The organism is Pedobacter sp. KBW06 (assembly GCF_003852525.1).
Taxonomy (GTDB): Bacteria; Bacteroidota; Bacteroidia; order Sphingobacteriales; family Sphingobacteriaceae; genus Pedobacter.
On record NZ_QAJL01000005.1, the window covers coordinates 358146 to 374407 of the forward strand.

Consider the following 16262-nt stretch of genomic DNA (forward strand, 5'->3'; position numbering starts at 1 on the left):
AGTATGGCTAAACCTCCAAAGCACAAGAAAAAACGTCAGCATTATGCCTTACCACATGCCGGATCCAGTCCGGGGATGATCTATATTGATGAGAAGGCGGTAAAGCCGGTCATCAATCTTTATCAGTACAATGCGGAAAGTTATAAAGTTCAGGAGTTAAATGACATCAGCAACCTTAAACAGATCCTTACCGACAAAAATTACACTTTTTGGGTGGAGATCAAAGGATTTAAGTCGCTGACCTTATTCGAGACGTTATCTAAGGACTTTGGAGTCAACAAATTGATTCTGGAAGACATCACCAGAACCTATCAGCGGCCAAAGCAGGAAGAATACGACAACCATGTTTTTGCCGTGAGCAGGATGCTGCAGCTGGATGAACATCAGAACCTGGACAACCAGCAATATTCCTTCCTGCTGACCGACAATGCACTTTTCACCTTCCAGGAGCACTATGAAGATTGCCTGGAGCCGGTACGTTCCCGCCTGAAAATAGGAAAGGGCAATATCCGGACCGGTGGCAGCAGTTACCTCATGTATGTGCTGATGGACATGATCATTGATACTTATTTCGAAATCCTGGGTGCCTGGGGCGACGAACTGGACAATATCGAAGACCGCTTATTTGATAAACCGGATAAGACGGTGATGTTTGATACACAGCTGATCAAAAGAAACCTGATCAACATCAGGAGGGTAGCCTGGCCAGAGCGCGACAAGCTGAACGATATCCTGAGAAGTGATACCCATTTGATTCCGGACCACACGAAAATCTATATCCGCGATGCTTATGACCACTGTATCCAGATCATCGACATTGTCGAATCTTTAAAAGAGATTTCTGCCAGTAATATAGACATGTATCTTTCGATCATCAGCAACAGGATGAACGAAATCATGAAAGTGCTGACCATTATTTCTTCCATATTTATTCCGCTCACTTTTATCGCAGGGATTTATGGAATGAACTTTGCAATTGAAGATCCGGTAACCCATAAATTACTGCCAAAGAATATGCCGGAGCTCTATCAGGAGCATGGCTATTTGTATACGATGATCGTAATGGCTGCAATTGCGGTTTTACAAATCATATATTTCTGGCGCAAAGGATGGTTTAAATAAGTGTGATTATTGTAACTTTGGCTACGCATGCAATCTTTCGACCTGGACAAAACAGACGTATCTAAAATCAAGAACGCCTTAAATAGTGATGATGAACAACTTAAAGTTATTCTTGAGGAATACCATGCCTCGGAAATAGCAATACTGTTTGAAAGCCTCACAAGTGAAGACAGGCAGAGAATCATCAACCTGCTGTCGGTTGAGATTGCTTCCGAGGTCATCTCGGAAATGCATGAAGAATCCCATCCGGAGGAACTGCTCTTACAACTCCACCCGGATAAACGGACGGAGATCGTGGAAGAGCTGGATTATGATGATGCAACAGACATCATTTCCCAGCTGGAGGAACACGAGCAAAAGGAAATCTTAGAAGACCTGAGCGAGGATGATGCCTCGAATATCCGGAACCTGTTAAGCTACGACGAAAAGACTGCGGGTGGTTTGATGAACACGGAGTTTATCCGGGTAAACCTGAATTTAACTAAAAAGGATGCAATCGATGAGATCATTCGCCAGAGTGAAGAGATCGAAGAATTCTATACCATATTTGTTATTGATGACCAGAATGTATTTCAGGGAATCGTTTCCTTAAAGGACATCATCAAGGCGAAGGGAAACGTACACATCACTGAGCTGGTAAAGGCAGAAGTCGCATGGGTTCACCCTGATACCGATCAGGAGGAAGTAGCGAGATTGATTTCCCAATACAACATTACGAGTATTCCCGTAGTGGATAACGACATGAAGTTACTCGGAAGGGTCACCTTTGATGACGTGATCGACGTTATGGAGGATGAAAATACGGAGGACATCCTGAAAATATCCGGGGTTTCTGAAGATGAGGAACTGAGTGGTAACTGGGTGGAAGCGGTAAAATCCCGTTTGCCCTGGCTGATCATCAATCTGGGTACTGCATTTCTGGCCTCTGCCGTAGTGCGTCATTTTGGCTCTACGATTGAGAAAATCGCGGTGCTTTCTGCTTACATGACCATCATTGCCGGAATGGGTGGTAACGCAGCCACACAGGCACTCGCCGTTACGGTAAGAAGGATTTCCTTATATGACCTGACCGACAGCCAGGCTTACCGCACGGTATTAAAAGAGTTTACCGTAGGCCTGATCAACGGGGCTGTTACCGGATTAATTGTATTTCTTTTTGCCATTTTTTTTGACAGCAATCCCTTGCTTGGCGTCGTTATTTTCCTGGCTATGACGGGTAATTTGCTGATTGCAGGGGTTACCGGAGCGGGCATTCCCCTGGTATTAAAAAGGGTTGGAATAGATCCGGCCATTGCTTCTTCAATAATTATTACAACATTTACAGATGTTTTCGGATTTTTGCTCTTGCTGGGATTAGCAAGCAAACTATTACTTTAATTTTTTACAATCTATATGCAACCAACAAAACACAACTGGACCAAAGAGGAGATATCAGAAATATATCACAAACCTTTTCTGGACCTGGTTTACGAAGCTGCCACCATACATCGTGAAAATCAGGATTATTCTGAAGTTCAGATCAGCTCATTGATATCTATAAAGACAGGCGGATGCGCCGAAGACTGCGCATATTGTCCTCAGGCTGCAAGATACAATACCGGTCTGGAAGTTCAGGCTCTAATGAAAGTAGATCAGGTAGTTGAAGCTGCAGAAAGGGCGAAAGCCGGAGGCGCTTCACGTTTGTGTATGGGCGCTGCATGGCGCGAAGTACGCGACAACAGGGATTTTGACCGTGTAATTGACATGGTGAAAGCTGTAAATGAACTGGATATGGAAGTTTGCTGTACTTTAGGTATGTTAACTGAATCACAGGCACAACGCCTTGCTGATGCCGGATTATACGCGTACAACCACAACCTGGATACTTCTGAAGATGACTATAAAAGGATCATTTCTACCAGAACTTATGACGATCGACTAAACACTTTACACAACGTCCGCAAAGCGAAATTAACGGTTTGCAGTGGCGGAATTGTGGGACTTGGTGAAACGGATGAAGACCGCGTTTCGATGTTGCGCACATTGGCCAACCTGCCTAAACATCCGGAGTCCGTACCGATCAATGCTTTGGTTCCTGTAGCAGGAACCCCGCTGGAAAACCAACCCAGAATTCCAATCTGGGAGATGGTCAGGATGATTGCTACCGCAAGGATCATCATGCCTAAATCGGTGGTACGTTTATCCGCAGGAAGAAATGAAATGAGCACGGTAGAGCAGGCATTCTGTTTCATGGCCGGAGCAAATTCTATTTTTGCCGGTGATAAATTGCTGACGACACCAAATCCGCACTTTGCCGACGACATGAAGATGTTTGAAATACTCGGACTGAAAACCAGGGAAGCTTTTAAAAATGGCAGACCTGCAAATACACTCCAGAAACCTGTAGAAACTACAGCATAAAAAAAGAGCCCGGATCAAAATCCGGGCTCTTTTTTTATATCCGCTTTTCTATATCGCGGTTACACGGGTTTCAATATTCCCCCTTGTTGCTTTGGAATAAGGACAGGCACGATGTGCTTTGTCTGCCAGTTTCTGTGCTTCATCTGTGGTGATTCCGGGAATGTGTACATCCAGGTCCGCAGACAATGCAAAGGCATTGTCATCTTTATTGAAGGATACATGTACTTCTACTGTAGCTTCCGAAACGTCGACACCATCATGTGCCGCTACTGCGCCCAGTGCACCCAGGTAACAGGGACCCCAGGCTGCTGCAAACAATTGCTCCGGATTGGTGGCCCCACCTTGTCCGCCCATTTCTCTTGGTTTTCTTAAATCGAATTCTATCGTTCCGTCGCTTGATTTGATATGACCATCACGTCCACCTTTTGCGGTAACGGATGCGGTATATATTTTTTCCATAATTTAAAATGCTGTTAATAGAAGAACAACAATCCTGATGGAATTAAAGTTTTAGATTTTAATTTTTTCGCAGAGCTTAAAGATGTCGTAAGCCACTTTCTGAATCAGGTCGAACTGCTCATGAATGATCATTTCATTGCCCTGGGCTTTCTGCTCACTGTCGATATTCTGCCTGATCAAAGGAACATTGCTGATCGTACTGGTATGGTTGGACAGCACTTCTATTGAAAGGTTCATCAGATAGGTGGTATTGTTGACCACCGGTTTCAGGTCTTCAAAATCTTTGATCAGATAGGAATGTTCCTTATTGTATAAGGATAAGGTTGCGACATAGGAAGACAGCAGGTGATTTAAAGCCGTAAACTGATGAAGCTCTGCCATCAGCAACTGCTTGCTCTTCGGCTCGGAAAACATGCGTTGAAAAAGAGAAGCCAGATTGGCGGTCGTCACATAGACTTCTTTTCTCGCCACCTTGTAATTGGTCAGGTTATGCACCTGGTCTGCATACAGGAAGGTCACCTGTTCAAAGTAGTTCATGTTTGCCTTCAGTGTATCGAGCATGGCTTCTTTCAGTTTCTGATGTTCCCAGTTGGGGAATAAAGAATAACTGGCGAGCAGCGCAATTCCTGAGCCGATCAGGGTATCATAAATTCTTTCCCTCGCCACAGACAATCCTCCCATGCCCAGGAAATCAAACAGCACCAGAATATAGGGCGTCATGAACAAGACACTGACCACATAATTTTTCCGCTGGAAGCTATAACAGCCGATCATACAAAACAGCAGAATGATAAAGAGCGTATTTTTATCATGGATATAGACCAGGATGCCCATCCCGATAAATGCACCGACAACGGTTCCAATCAGCCTTTCGTAATTCCTCTTTTTAGTGAGGCTAAAGCCGGGTTTGGAGATCACGAGAATGGTCAGCAAGATCCAGTAGCTGTGGGAAAAGTTCAGCATCCTTGCCACCACAAAGCCGATCAGCATCACAATTGCCACCCTCAGTGAGTGCCTGAAAATAGAAGAGCTAAAGGTCAAATTCTCCAGCAGGATTTTTAAATCGATGGGCTGTCTCGTGATGAAACGCTCCACATCAATCTCCCTGGGTTTAAGATTTTTCTTTTCTTTCTTATTGAAATAACCATTGATGGTCCTTACCCTGGAAAGGATGTTCTCAATATTGACTTCAATATTTTTAAGGGCAATAATGCCTAAAGTATTGTATTTGCCATCGATGTTTTTGCTTTCCAGATCGGTGATTTCTTTTCTCAGTTTAGAGACATCCTCGATCAGGGCGGCAGGCGGACTGGGCGTGCCACCTGTCTTAAGCGCAAATGCAATTTCATCCAGCTCTGCCGCAATCTTTCTGATCACTGCCTCGTAGTGGACTAAAATTCCGGACTCATCAAACTGGTCATGCAATTGCTGGTAATTATAATAAGTAGACATGACCTGTTCAAACAGGTCCACCATATCCACAAAGACCAATAAAAGAAAACGTCCTTCCGGCGTTGATTCTCTGACAATCTCCCTGGTTTTAAACAATACTTCTCTAACGGCATCCTGTTTTTCGTGAACCAGGACCTGCAACTGCAGCAGGTCTGCATAGTTTTCGTCGTAATCGGTATTCTGATGATAAAATTTAGCTTTGGCACGTAGAAATTCACTGATTTCATGTATGGAATCGCTGAGTGTCTGCTGCACCAATCGGAATGGACGGATCCTGTAGACAAAATAGCTCAGCAGGGTGTACCAGATACTGCCGGTAAAAATGAGTAAAGCAAAGACTAAAACCTCTTTCCAGGGCCTGATGTCGTCAATACTTAGCACCATAACCAGCAATGCAGCCGTTCCAATTGCCGCCGACCTCAATCCATAGACGAAAAACATGGAAAAGACAAAGCTGAGGATAAACAGCAGGGTTCCAATGAAATAGACGTTAGCATTTGTCAGGCCTACCAAAATAGACATCATTGCAATCAGGACAGTGGTGATGAGCATTGCATTTCTCCGGTGGACAATCGGCCCGGGAGTATCTACGATGCTGGCACACAAAGCCCCTAAGGATAAGGTCATTCCATACTGAAGCATTCCAAATTGAGCGAGAATGAGGGAGGGGCAGAGCACCCCAAAGGTAATCCGAAGCCCATCCGCAAAATATGTACTTAATAAGAAATCCTGAATACTCCTGATTGGACGATTAAACATAGCGTAAAATTAGTGGTATAATCATCAACTATGCCATGATTTGTAAAATCTGCATAAAACTTTGTTTGATGCAAAATAACAAAAACCTGTCAGAATATTAACTGAGTTTGCTTCTGATCTAAAAAAAGTATTCCCCGGATAATGATTACCCGGGGAATACGAATGTTTTTCTACATTTAAGATTAGTTGATCGGGTAATCAAGGCGGTGTTTAGATTTGTGCTTAAAAAACGGGGCACTAATCTCCGACGCTTTACCTAGAATTAATTGTATTGGAACGCCGTATTCATTAGCGGATCTGTTGCCTCCGGCTTCGACCATTATCCGATATCGTTCCACCAGCTCCGCGCCTTTCGCATTTTTAAGCTGGTTCATATCATCAGGTTTAAAACCACGTGCAAAAGTTGTGATGGTTGCATTTTGAAATAAGCTAAGGTCATTCGCTGTTGCCGTTTTATTCATCATCCGGTTAAATGCCGATTGGATGTCGTTATATGGGGCATCGGATTCAAAGGCAATCAGTGCGGATCTGCCATAGGTAACATCTATGATCATCAGAGGATGATCCGGAACGCTGGCGGGGTTAACTCCCGGACCAAAGAAATGCCCGGTCATAGGTGTTTCTGCCGTAACACTGAATAAGGACAGGGTCACCGTAGAATAGAGGCCGTTTTTCTTTTTGATCTTCCTGTGCTCTCCGGGTTTAAGGTTCAGGAGGCTGGAGAAGTCCCAGCTATAGTAGGAGAACAAAGATATTTCGCCATAATTTCCGAAAGGCTGTCCACTGCTGTATTGGGCTGAATTGATTTGTTTGGATCCGGCACGTTCCAGTTGTTTTTTGATATAATCATCGATTACTTTCTTTGAGGCATTTACATTTTCGAGAATATCAAAACTGTAATCACTTGAATATATCGTTACTGGTGCCAGGACATATCCTGTTAATGGGGTAAAGCTAAAGTCATCTAATGATTTTCCTTTGATCAATGAGCCGGGAAAGAGCTGACGTTCATCAACAACCGGACCTAAACTGAAGGTAGAAGAGGTCTCGCCATCCCTCAATTCTACGAGGAAGGTGATTCCGGTGCTATCCTTCCAAACGCTGTCTGAAATGGTATTAAAAATGCTTTTGCTGCTTCTAAGTGCAAAAGCTTTACGGATGGAGTCGATTTTCATCGTCTTAGTGGAAACAATTTTAGTGGTATCTTTTGGGACAACCACCACTGGAGGGTCTGTCTTTTCTGCCAGCTTTGGCGCTTTTTTACATGCGATAAACATCGCTGTCAACATAAAAAAGAGAAAATAATGATTTTTCATAGGGGAAGGTGGATGATTTACTTATTTTCTAATAAAAACGCAAAATACTAAATAATATGATATTAATATAATTAATTATTTAATAAAAATAAATAATATAAATTATGTCAATAAATATAGAAATTTTGTCAAAAAGTTAACAATTTGTAAACATCAGATTTAAGCGTGTTTTGCGTAGAGTAGGGGCTATAGGTTGAGGATTTGGAATAGGGGCGCTAAAGGCCTGATTTTGAGTCAATAAAATCAGGCCTTTTTTAGCTCATTTTTCGGAGATTTTGTCCAGTGCAAGGTCGGCAAAGTGATTTCCGGTATAGAAACCGTTGTAGAAATCCCGCCGGTTTCCTGGGTAGTTCATTTCATAACTTACCGGAATGCCTGTTGCTTCATAAGTTTTTCCTTTTGGATCCATATAAGTTTCATTAGACAGGCTAAATTCCCATCCATTGGGAAGTTCTTTCCATAAGATTTCTGAAAAGATCCCGGCAGTTCTCGAACCTATGGTTTTGATGTTCGGGTATTGACTGGCGGCCAGGCTGAAAATTTCTGCCGCACTTGCGGTATTGGGACCGGTGATCAGGTAGACTTTACCTTTATAACCGGCATTTGCCGGCTGCAAAAAGTATTTTTGTATCGCTGTACTGCCTTGTGCAGTTTTTGCTTTTACAGAGAGCACATGCTTACTTTCCGTCACAAAATAGCTCAGCAACTTCAAGGCTACCGTTTCCAACCCGCCACCATTGAAACGAAGGTCGATCACCAGGGAATCAGATTGTCCAATGTCAGCTAAGATTTTTTCCATGATCATTTTGACGCCCCGGTCTTCATCATCAAATTGATCGAGTGCTGGTCTGGATGCCTTGATTTTGTCGTAATTTTTGGCAAAACCTGGAAGCTGTTGTTCTGTTTCAGAAATATAGTTGGCGAAACCGTTCATGTCCTTAATAAGGATATATCCCATTTGTGTGTCTTTTAACTTTCCCCAGCTGATGACGCCGTTATTATAGGAATGGGCATCATCCAAATATCCATCCTGCAGGTCTTTGAGCACATCATTCAACGTATGTTTTACAACCGGGGCAACGGGCTTGATTTCGGAAGCTGCTGCTGCAACTGCTTTCGTTTTCAGCGCATCCGGAATTTCCATCCTGATATGACCGTCGCCGATTTTTTTGAGAATTTCTACCAGCATATCAGCGAATTCTTTCTGAGTGCCTATTTTCTTTACCCTTGGCAGGTATTCGTCGTACACCTGTTTCCAATTCAGGTTTCGTTCTTTGAAAAAAGCATAGTTATGATCAAAGGTTTCCCAGAATACCTTAAAGTTCTTTTCGTAGGAATTTGCAGGAGCGGAAGGACGACTACACATAGAAGGTAAAGCTTTAACCCGCCTAAAAACATAGTTTACAATCCCTCCGGGATTCATAATCAGTTCATTTTTCTTTAATGAAATGATTTTGAACCTTTCACTCAGTTTGCCTTCAACTAAAGCTTTACAAGCTACACTGTTGATGTTGTAATAAGTGTAGCGGGTCGAATCACCGATCTTTAAGCACCTGTCATAACCATCCTGTATCCAGTTTGTGTTTTTTAGCAGTTTTTCGAAGTTTTGCTGAGCATTAGCGCAAAAACTGATCAGAAGCAGGCAGATACTGAAAAGGGATCGGAAATTTATCATTTTTTTTAAGGGTTGCGTAGTACCTAATTATTGAATCTATGTATTAAGACACCATTTAAAACGTTTCGTTGCAGTTTAACAGGAAAATAATCAAATGTCTGTAAATCTAAAGTTTCTGAAATGGAATATTATATATATATTTATTACATCTAAGTCCTTTGTTCTGAAAACATTGTCATACGAATCAATTTACTTTTCAAAACCATAATCACTATGCAACGCAGGAAATTCCTCCAATCCTCCATGTTAGTTACCGCAGGTATAGCAGTAGCCGGTAACCCTGTAATAGCGGCAGGGGATAGGCAAACCACAGCAAAAGAAGTATATGAGTGGCGTGAATATGAAATGCGGTTTGGGGCCGACCAGGGACAGCTGGAAAACTATTTTAAGACCGCACTCATTCCTGCATTGAATAAATTTGGCGTAAAAAAAGTCGGTGTTTTTAAGGACTGGACGCCGTCTGAACCTGCAAAATTTTATCTGCTGATCACGTATTCTTCATTTGAAAATTACCTTTCGGTGAATACAAAAGTCAAAGCCGACTCAGATTACAATAGAAATAGTGCTACATACAACAGCATCTCTGCTGATAAATCCTTATACAGCCGTTTTACGACATCTCTGATGCTGGCTTTTGACGGCTGGCCTAAAATCGTTGTTCCTGCAGGTAAATCCCGGATATTTGAATTGAGAACCTACGAAGGCTATAGTGAAGATGCTGTAAGGAGAAAAATTAAAATGTTCCATGATGGAGAATTTCCAATTTTTAAAAGAGCGAAATTAAATCCTGTATTCTGTGGCGAAGTGATCGCCGGCGACAAATTGCCCAGACTCACATATCTGATCACCTGTAACAGTATGGAAGAACGTGATAAAGGATGGTCGGCTTTTGTAGCAGATCCTGAATGGAAAAAATTGGTGTCAGATCCTCAGTATGCAAATACCATATCTAAAATCAGCAATACGTTTTTGGTTCCCACACCATATTCGCAAGTCTAGTTTGGTGTTTTCAAGGTAAATCCCCCTCTGAATTAGTAATATGACTATTGTCTCATAATTAATATTATGTTAAGTAGTATTATTGAATACCTACCCTATGCTTTAATCTATCCATTTTCAGAACGCATTAATTACTTTAATCTAACCCTCTTCATGTATACGCGTATTTAAGAATCCTGTTGGACATTAGATAAAATAATAAAGCCAGCTAAACTACTTAGCTGGCTTTATTATTTAGGCAAATTGTACAGCCTGATCTTTTTTAGCGATTTATAATCCTGATTCCTTGTTTACCAGCCACGACAGCTTTAGTTGCCATCTTGTAGAATAAAGAATGTTCTACAACTCCTGGAATCATTTTGATGTTCGAATTGAGCCCAGCAATCTCCGGTAATTCTTCAAAAAGCACATCGGCCAGCAGATTTCCATTGTCAGAAATCACTAAGCCGTCTTTTTGCTCACTTGTCCGGAGTTTTATACTTGCGCCCGGATAAGCTGATTTTAAGCGGTTTAGCACCGCTGTAAGGGCTTCAGGAAGCAATTCTACCACTACAGGGTACGTATGATCCAGTTTTGACACCATTTTTGAATCGTCACCGACTAAAATAAACTCTTCCGCCATAGCGGCCAGAATCTTTTCGCTTGTATGGATGCCACCACCGCTTTTCAGTGCATTCAGCTCTTCATCAAACTGATCACAGCCGTCAAAATAAATGTCCAGAGGTTCATTGATCATCGACGACAACGTTACTTTGAGTCCTTTTTCCTGCAATAAACTTCTCGTTTTAAAAGACGAAGAAACAAAAACCAGGCTTTCAGAGAATTCGGGATGCTGACTGATGAATCCGATCAGATGGGAAATACTGCTTCCAGCCCCCACTCCTATGGTTTGTCCTGGTTTAAGAAATTGTAAACAAGCTTCTGCTGCTATTAATTTATAATCTGTCATGCTTAATTAACGTCTATTTTTTGTTCCTGTACATTCCATCCGTAAATTTCCAGCGCTTTCTTCAGGCCAGGTTCATCTGTATACTCTATTGTTATCTTTTTCGTTTCCCCGGGTAAAACGCTTACGTAATTGTCATCAAAAAAAGCCGGTAAAATCCGCTTGCCTGTTTCCTTGTTCAATAGGGCAATACGGTTAAAAAAGGCTACCGGATTTCCGGCTGCATTGCTCAGGCTCACCGTTATTTTACCTTTCGCAAGGACTGTTGCTTTCACCTCCAGTGCCGCATTTTTCAGGTGTTGTAAACCACTGTAGTTTCCATCTTTTCCCGGAAGCCAATAAATATTTTCACTGAGAATGGCTTTCTGACCATCCAAAATACGCAACAAAACAAAGACCCCCTCCTTTTTATCCAGCTTTTTCAGAAAATCGTCCATCTTGAAGAGTTTTCTTACTGAAGATGCACCTACCTCATTAAAAGCCTGACTGTAAAAATAATCCTTCCCTTCCATGTCATATACACTCGCCTGCACCATCAGGTTACGACGGGTGCTAAAACCATTGTTAACCACACTGATCATGCTGTCCAGAGGGTTCATCATGATGTGTAAAGGTGCAGCTCCTTTTCTTAAACCATATAAACAGGCATTTACGTCCAGGTAATAATCGTACATCTGTCCGCGAAGTGCAGTCCATGGGTTTTGCGTTTTCCAAATGATGGAACCTGTATACCAATCCCACATATGTGAAGAATAACCTTCCATCAAGGCCCTGTACTGCTCATAATTTACCAGTTGCGCTTTCATCGCAAAATCTTTGGCATTTTTAGGCTTTCCATAAGGATCAATGTGTTCATCATATCCAATATATCTATGGTAATTCCAAACGGAATCCACTTTACCTTTAAACTGTGGGGCGTTCAGGTTTTCTTCAGGGATAAACCGCTGAAGGGAAACATAATCTCCAACGCCCACTGAGCCCACTTCCGAATTATAGGGAAAGGTCCTGTTTCCCCAGAAACTCTTCGGGTCCTGAATGCCATAAGGTCCGTCTCCATTTCCTCCAAGGTCATTAAATGACATTTCATCACTGTTTGAGAAATCGAAAAACTTCCTTGTGCCGTCCAGTCTTGGCAGGATCTCATCTCTTAATGGAAGCAGGATATCATCCGGAGGTGTAATTTCATTTCCTCCACACCAGAATGCCAGTGAAGGATGGTTTCTGATCATCTTTATCTGATCTTCGGCGGCTGTGAGCACAAGCTTATGGTTGTCCGGATAGTTTCTTCTGGTCCACTGATCGTCTTTTTTCATTGGGTCTACCCAACGTCCGTTGCAATCTCCACTGAACCAGAAATCCTGAAATACGAGTAAACCATATTTGTCGCAGGCATTGTAAAATTCAGGTCTTTCCGTAATTGCACCACCCCAGATCCTGATCAGGTTCAGGTTCATGTCTTTGTGATAGCGGATCTCTGCATCATAACGCGCATCGCTGAAACGAAGCATGGCATCCGAAATGATCCAGTTTCCACCCTTGATAAAAATCTTTTGTCCGTTAACATAGGCCCCCATGCTTCGGGTATGCTCATTCCAGATGTTGTCGATCTGACGGACACCCACATTGACACTTTCTTCATCCATCAATTCGCTGGAATTGGATACAAAGCTCAGTTTGACTGCATATAGATCCTGTTTTCCATAGCCATTTGGCCACCAGAGCTTTGGATTTTGCAGGATGAAATCTGGTAAGGACACCGTCGTTGTCTGATTGGGCAGTAAAGTTGCGGCTTTACGAATCAGCTGACCGGCGAGTTTATATTGCAGAAAGCCGGTCACGGTTCCGGATGTCGGATTTTCCAGCTCCGCAGAAACCTTAATTACTGCAGGCTGTTGCGGTCCTTCCGGAAGACGCTTTCCCGGTACTAGTGTGACGATGTGCGGGTTTTTCAGGTTTACCACCCTGGTCTTTTCGATGCTTACTTTATCCCAGATTCCCGTGTTCCGGTCCCGGATTGGCTGAATCCAGTCCCAGCCGGCGGTATATTGTGTGGTCAGCCCACGGGCAATTGTTCCATCTCCACCTTGCCCTCCGTTAGGTGCCCCGGGAAAATCCGGTGGGGATACGATCACTGCCAGGCGGTTACGTCCATTGGCAGCCAGCAAAGCCGTAATGTTATACTGGTGGCGCAAATGCATTCCTTCCAGTTTTTCCCTGTTTATTTTCTTGCCGTTAAGGAACAATTCTGCTTTATAATTTATACCTCTGAATTCCAGCCATACCTGTTCATTGCCCATGGCTTTTTCCTCAAAATCCTTGACGAACCAATACGTATAGTGATCATTTCCGGTATGGTATACATCCGGGATCTTTGTATTGTTCATTCCATAAAAAGGATCAGGAATTTTGTTGTTATTCAGTAAGGTGGTCAATATGGTGCCCGGAACCGTAGCAGGCATCCAGTTTTTAACGGAAAAATCCGGGCGGGACAATTCCGCTCCGGTCCCACTGGTTTCTTTTACATTCCTGCACAACCAGCCGCTGTTTAACTCATATTGTTGTTTGGAAGGTCCGGAAAGCGCAGCAGCAGGCTCCGTCTTATGGGTTTGAGCGAAAGCCTGGGCCATGGTTAGACACCACAGCGTAATCAGGCATAAAAATGCGGTACAGCGGTTGAATTGCATAATGAAATCAGCTAAGTTATGTAATGCTAAAACGTTTCAATAGAATGCAATCAAGATATAAATATTTTAAGTGCGAACAAAAAATATTTATATCCGGAGCCTGGAAAGCTTAGAATTCTTCCAGTTTACTTTTTAGCTCCTGAACTTTATCCAGTCTGTTTTTTCGGGTATAAATGTCAATCAGCAGCTGCACGGTGGATTTGTCATTCTGATTAATTTCATGCGCTTGTAACAAGGCTACTTCTGCTCTGTTGATATAAGAACTGAATGTTGGAGCTCCTTCGCTTTTCCGGGATTTCAATGCTTCGTTGGCCGAGTTGACATAAGCAAGCCCCAGCTGATAAAGCGCATCAAAATAATTCTCGTCTATCTTTAATGCTCTCTTATAGGCAAGCTCTGCAGTACTATTGTTCCCATTGTTCTGATACAGGTATCCGTAAAGGAAATACAACAGTTTGTTATTGGTTTCGACTTTTAAAGTTGATTCTATAACCTTGATGGCTTCGCTGTATTTTTCCGTATCCAACAGCAGGTTGATATAGTCGTTGGTCAGGAAAACATTGTAAGGATTGGCTTTTATCCCATCTTCCAGTGTTTTTATGGCCAGTTCATTTTCAAATTTCGAAGCATAGATGCCCGTCAGTTTTTGAAATACGACCGGATTTTTGATGCCATTGTCTTTTGCTCTTTTAAAATAAGCCAGGGCTTTATCAAAAGATTGAATATTTTGGGCTGCCAGTCCGGTATTGATGGCTAATGTGGTATCCTTTGGAAAAAAATCGCTGACTTCCTTTAACAGCTCATAAGCGGTTAAGAAATCATTATTCGCATAGGCTATATTGCCTTTTTCCTGTTTCTTGATGTTGACATTGTAAACTGAAGCGGATATTAACTGGGAATTTGCCTGAAATTTGTCCAGTCTTTTTGCCGAGTCTATGGCTTCGATGGCCAGGTTATAGTACCTGTCGGAATTAGGTACATCTGTGTCAATGATAGAAACGTAAGAGCTTAGGTAAGCTTTGATGGCCCATGTTTCCGGCCATTTCTTTGTCTTTTTATCATTCTGAGCTGATTCTGCAGCTTTAATCCCTTCTCCTAATATACTTAACTGCTTTTTTGCATCCTCCTTATTACCGATCGCAATTTGCAGTTTTCCTACGCTGTTTCTGGCGATCTGCAATTGACTGGTCTGTGAAAAAACAGGGTTGGCACTCCATAAAATCAGAAATGCAGCATTAAATAAATAGATCTTCCTCATATAAAAACGTGTTCTGCTTACAAACTTATAAAAAAAAAGGAGGGATAAAAATTACCCCTCCTTTTTAATCGCAATTAGACCGGTTAAGGTTTCGCTGCTGCTTTTAATTCATCTATTTTTTTCTTGGTAGCCTCATAGTTCACTTTGTCATCTTTAAATGCATAAATGATCTTTAGGTTTTCCAATGCGTTTTCATTTTTTGGATCTAATGCCAAAGCTGCTTTATAGAATGGAACTGATTGGTCAATAAGGCCAGTCATTTTTGTACCAAGTGCATTGAATTCTTTAGTTTTCTTAGGATCTAAAGCATTTCTTTGCGTTTGTATCGCCAAAGCTTGTTTGTAATAAGTATCACCCATTAAATACTGATAGATTGCATTCTTAGGATCTTTAGCAATCAGTTTGTTTAACATCTCCTGAGATTTAGCGATATCGCCCGACTTAATGTAAAGGTCAGTCTCCAAACCGATAAAATAAGAATCATCAGGGAATTTGCTTCCTGCTTCTTTCAAAATTGCCAAACCTGCTACGCTGTCTTTCATTTTATCGAAAGTAACATTCACGATTTCAGAGTAAAGCACTTTAGAATCTTTGTAACCCAAATCAATTGCTTTCTTGAAGTTTTTAACAACTTCAGGATAGTTTTGCAATTCCTTAGCCGTTACTCCAGCATTTACATACATAGAAGTATCCTGAGGATTTTTAGCTGTGATTTCATTGAAAGCATCTAAAGCAGAAGCGAAATCTTTTTTGTTAAAAGCAAAGATCGCTCTGTTTCTCAACGCGTTGCTCACGTTTACTTCAGCTTGCTGAATGTTGTCTTTCTCATCACCTTTAGTATCTACCGCTTTAGCCTGAACAATTGCTTCTTCCGCAATTTTCTGATTTGCTTTAGCATTATTGATATCTACTGAGTCTACCAATGCAATTCTGGACGCGAACAAAGCCCTGTAAGACCATGCCTCAGGCATTCCTTTAGATTTCTCATGCGCAATCGCCTTGTCGGTGTGCGCCAAGCCTGTATTGAGCGTTTTAAGGTTATCAGCTAAAGTCTCTGACTTCGCAATTGCCAAAAGAGCCCATGCTTTCTTCGCTTCGTTTACTTCACTTTTTTGCGCATTTGCATAGGTGGCTACACCTACCAATAACATACTAAAAAGTACTTTTTTCATCTTGTTAATTTATGGTCAAA

12 protein-coding genes are annotated in these 16262 nt (G+C 42.0%); 4 read left to right on the top strand and 8 right to left on the bottom strand.

Going from position 1 to position 16262, the window contains the following annotated elements:
• The first annotated feature begins 3 nt into the window (after window positions 1-3).
• The 3 genes from corA to bioB are packed head-to-tail and all read left to right on the top strand — an operon-like array spanning window position 4 to window position 3522.
• Entirely contained in the window at window positions 4-1122 is a 1119-nt protein-coding gene (corA, locus tag DBR43_RS27715) for a magnesium/cobalt transporter CorA (RefSeq protein ID WP_124586586.1), read from the top strand.
• A gap of 27 nt (window positions 1123-1149) precedes the next feature.
• The gene (gene mgtE / locus DBR43_RS27720; RefSeq protein WP_124586587.1) at window positions 1150-2499 is read left to right on the top strand and encodes a magnesium transporter; all 1350 of its coding nucleotides are present in this window, start codon (window positions 1150-1152) and stop codon (window positions 2497-2499) included.
• Window positions 2500-2514: 15 nt separating this feature from the next.
• Window positions 2515-3522: a biotin synthase BioB gene (gene bioB, locus DBR43_RS27725; protein WP_124586588.1), complete on the top strand. Its 1008-nt coding sequence runs from the start codon at window positions 2515-2517 to the stop codon at window positions 3520-3522.
• A gap of 48 nt (window positions 3523-3570) precedes the next feature.
• Here bioB and DBR43_RS27735 read toward each other — a convergent pair whose 3' ends face one another.
• From DBR43_RS27735 to DBR43_RS27750, 4 genes are all read right to left on the bottom strand, one after another.
• Window positions 3571-3981: an organic hydroperoxide resistance protein gene (locus DBR43_RS27735; protein ID WP_124586589.1), complete on the bottom strand. Its 411-nt coding sequence runs from the start codon at window positions 3979-3981 to the stop codon at window positions 3571-3573.
• A gap of 51 nt (window positions 3982-4032) precedes the next feature.
• Window positions 4033-6192, bottom strand: coding sequence for an FUSC family protein (locus DBR43_RS27740; RefSeq protein WP_124586590.1), 2160 nt, complete (start codon window positions 6190-6192; stop codon window positions 4033-4035).
• A gap of 182 nt (window positions 6193-6374) precedes the next feature.
• Window positions 6375-7508: a hypothetical protein gene (locus DBR43_RS27745; RefSeq protein ID WP_124586591.1), complete on the bottom strand. Its 1134-nt coding sequence runs from the start codon at window positions 7506-7508 to the stop codon at window positions 6375-6377.
• Window positions 7509-7767: 259 nt separating this feature from the next.
• Window positions 7768-9183 (bottom strand): S41 family peptidase, encoded by a 1416-nt coding sequence (locus DBR43_RS27750; protein ID WP_124586592.1) that lies wholly within the window; start codon window positions 9181-9183, stop codon window positions 7768-7770.
• 213 nt (window positions 9184-9396) lie between these two features.
• Between DBR43_RS27750 and DBR43_RS27755 the strand changes: the two genes are divergently transcribed.
• A complete protein-coding gene (locus tag DBR43_RS27755; RefSeq protein WP_124586593.1) occupies window positions 9397-10182 on the top strand; it encodes an NIPSNAP family protein in 786 nt (261 codons plus the stop codon).
• Between the two features lie 262 nt (window positions 10183-10444).
• On the opposite strand, the gene rpiA is transcribed toward DBR43_RS27755, so the two are convergent.
• The 4 genes from rpiA to DBR43_RS27775 all read right to left on the bottom strand — a co-directional run bounded on the left by rpiA (window position 10445) and on the right by DBR43_RS27775 (window position 16242).
• The gene (rpiA, locus tag DBR43_RS27760) at window positions 10445-11131 is read right to left on the bottom strand and encodes a ribose 5-phosphate isomerase A (protein ID WP_124586594.1); all 687 of its coding nucleotides are present in this window, start codon (window positions 11129-11131) and stop codon (window positions 10445-10447) included.
• A 2-nt stretch (window positions 11132-11133) separates the two neighbouring features.
• A complete protein-coding gene (locus DBR43_RS27765) occupies window positions 11134-13812 on the bottom strand; it encodes a glycoside hydrolase family 2 protein (protein WP_233603243.1) in 2679 nt (892 codons plus the stop codon).
• Between the two features lie 109 nt (window positions 13813-13921).
• The gene (locus DBR43_RS27770; RefSeq protein WP_124586595.1) at window positions 13922-15070 is read right to left on the bottom strand and encodes a tetratricopeptide repeat protein; all 1149 of its coding nucleotides are present in this window, start codon (window positions 15068-15070) and stop codon (window positions 13922-13924) included.
• 83 nt (window positions 15071-15153) lie between these two features.
• Window positions 15154-16242 (bottom strand): tetratricopeptide repeat protein, encoded by a 1089-nt coding sequence (locus DBR43_RS27775; protein ID WP_124586596.1) that lies wholly within the window; start codon window positions 16240-16242, stop codon window positions 15154-15156.
• Window positions 16243-16262: the final 20 nt, after the last annotated feature.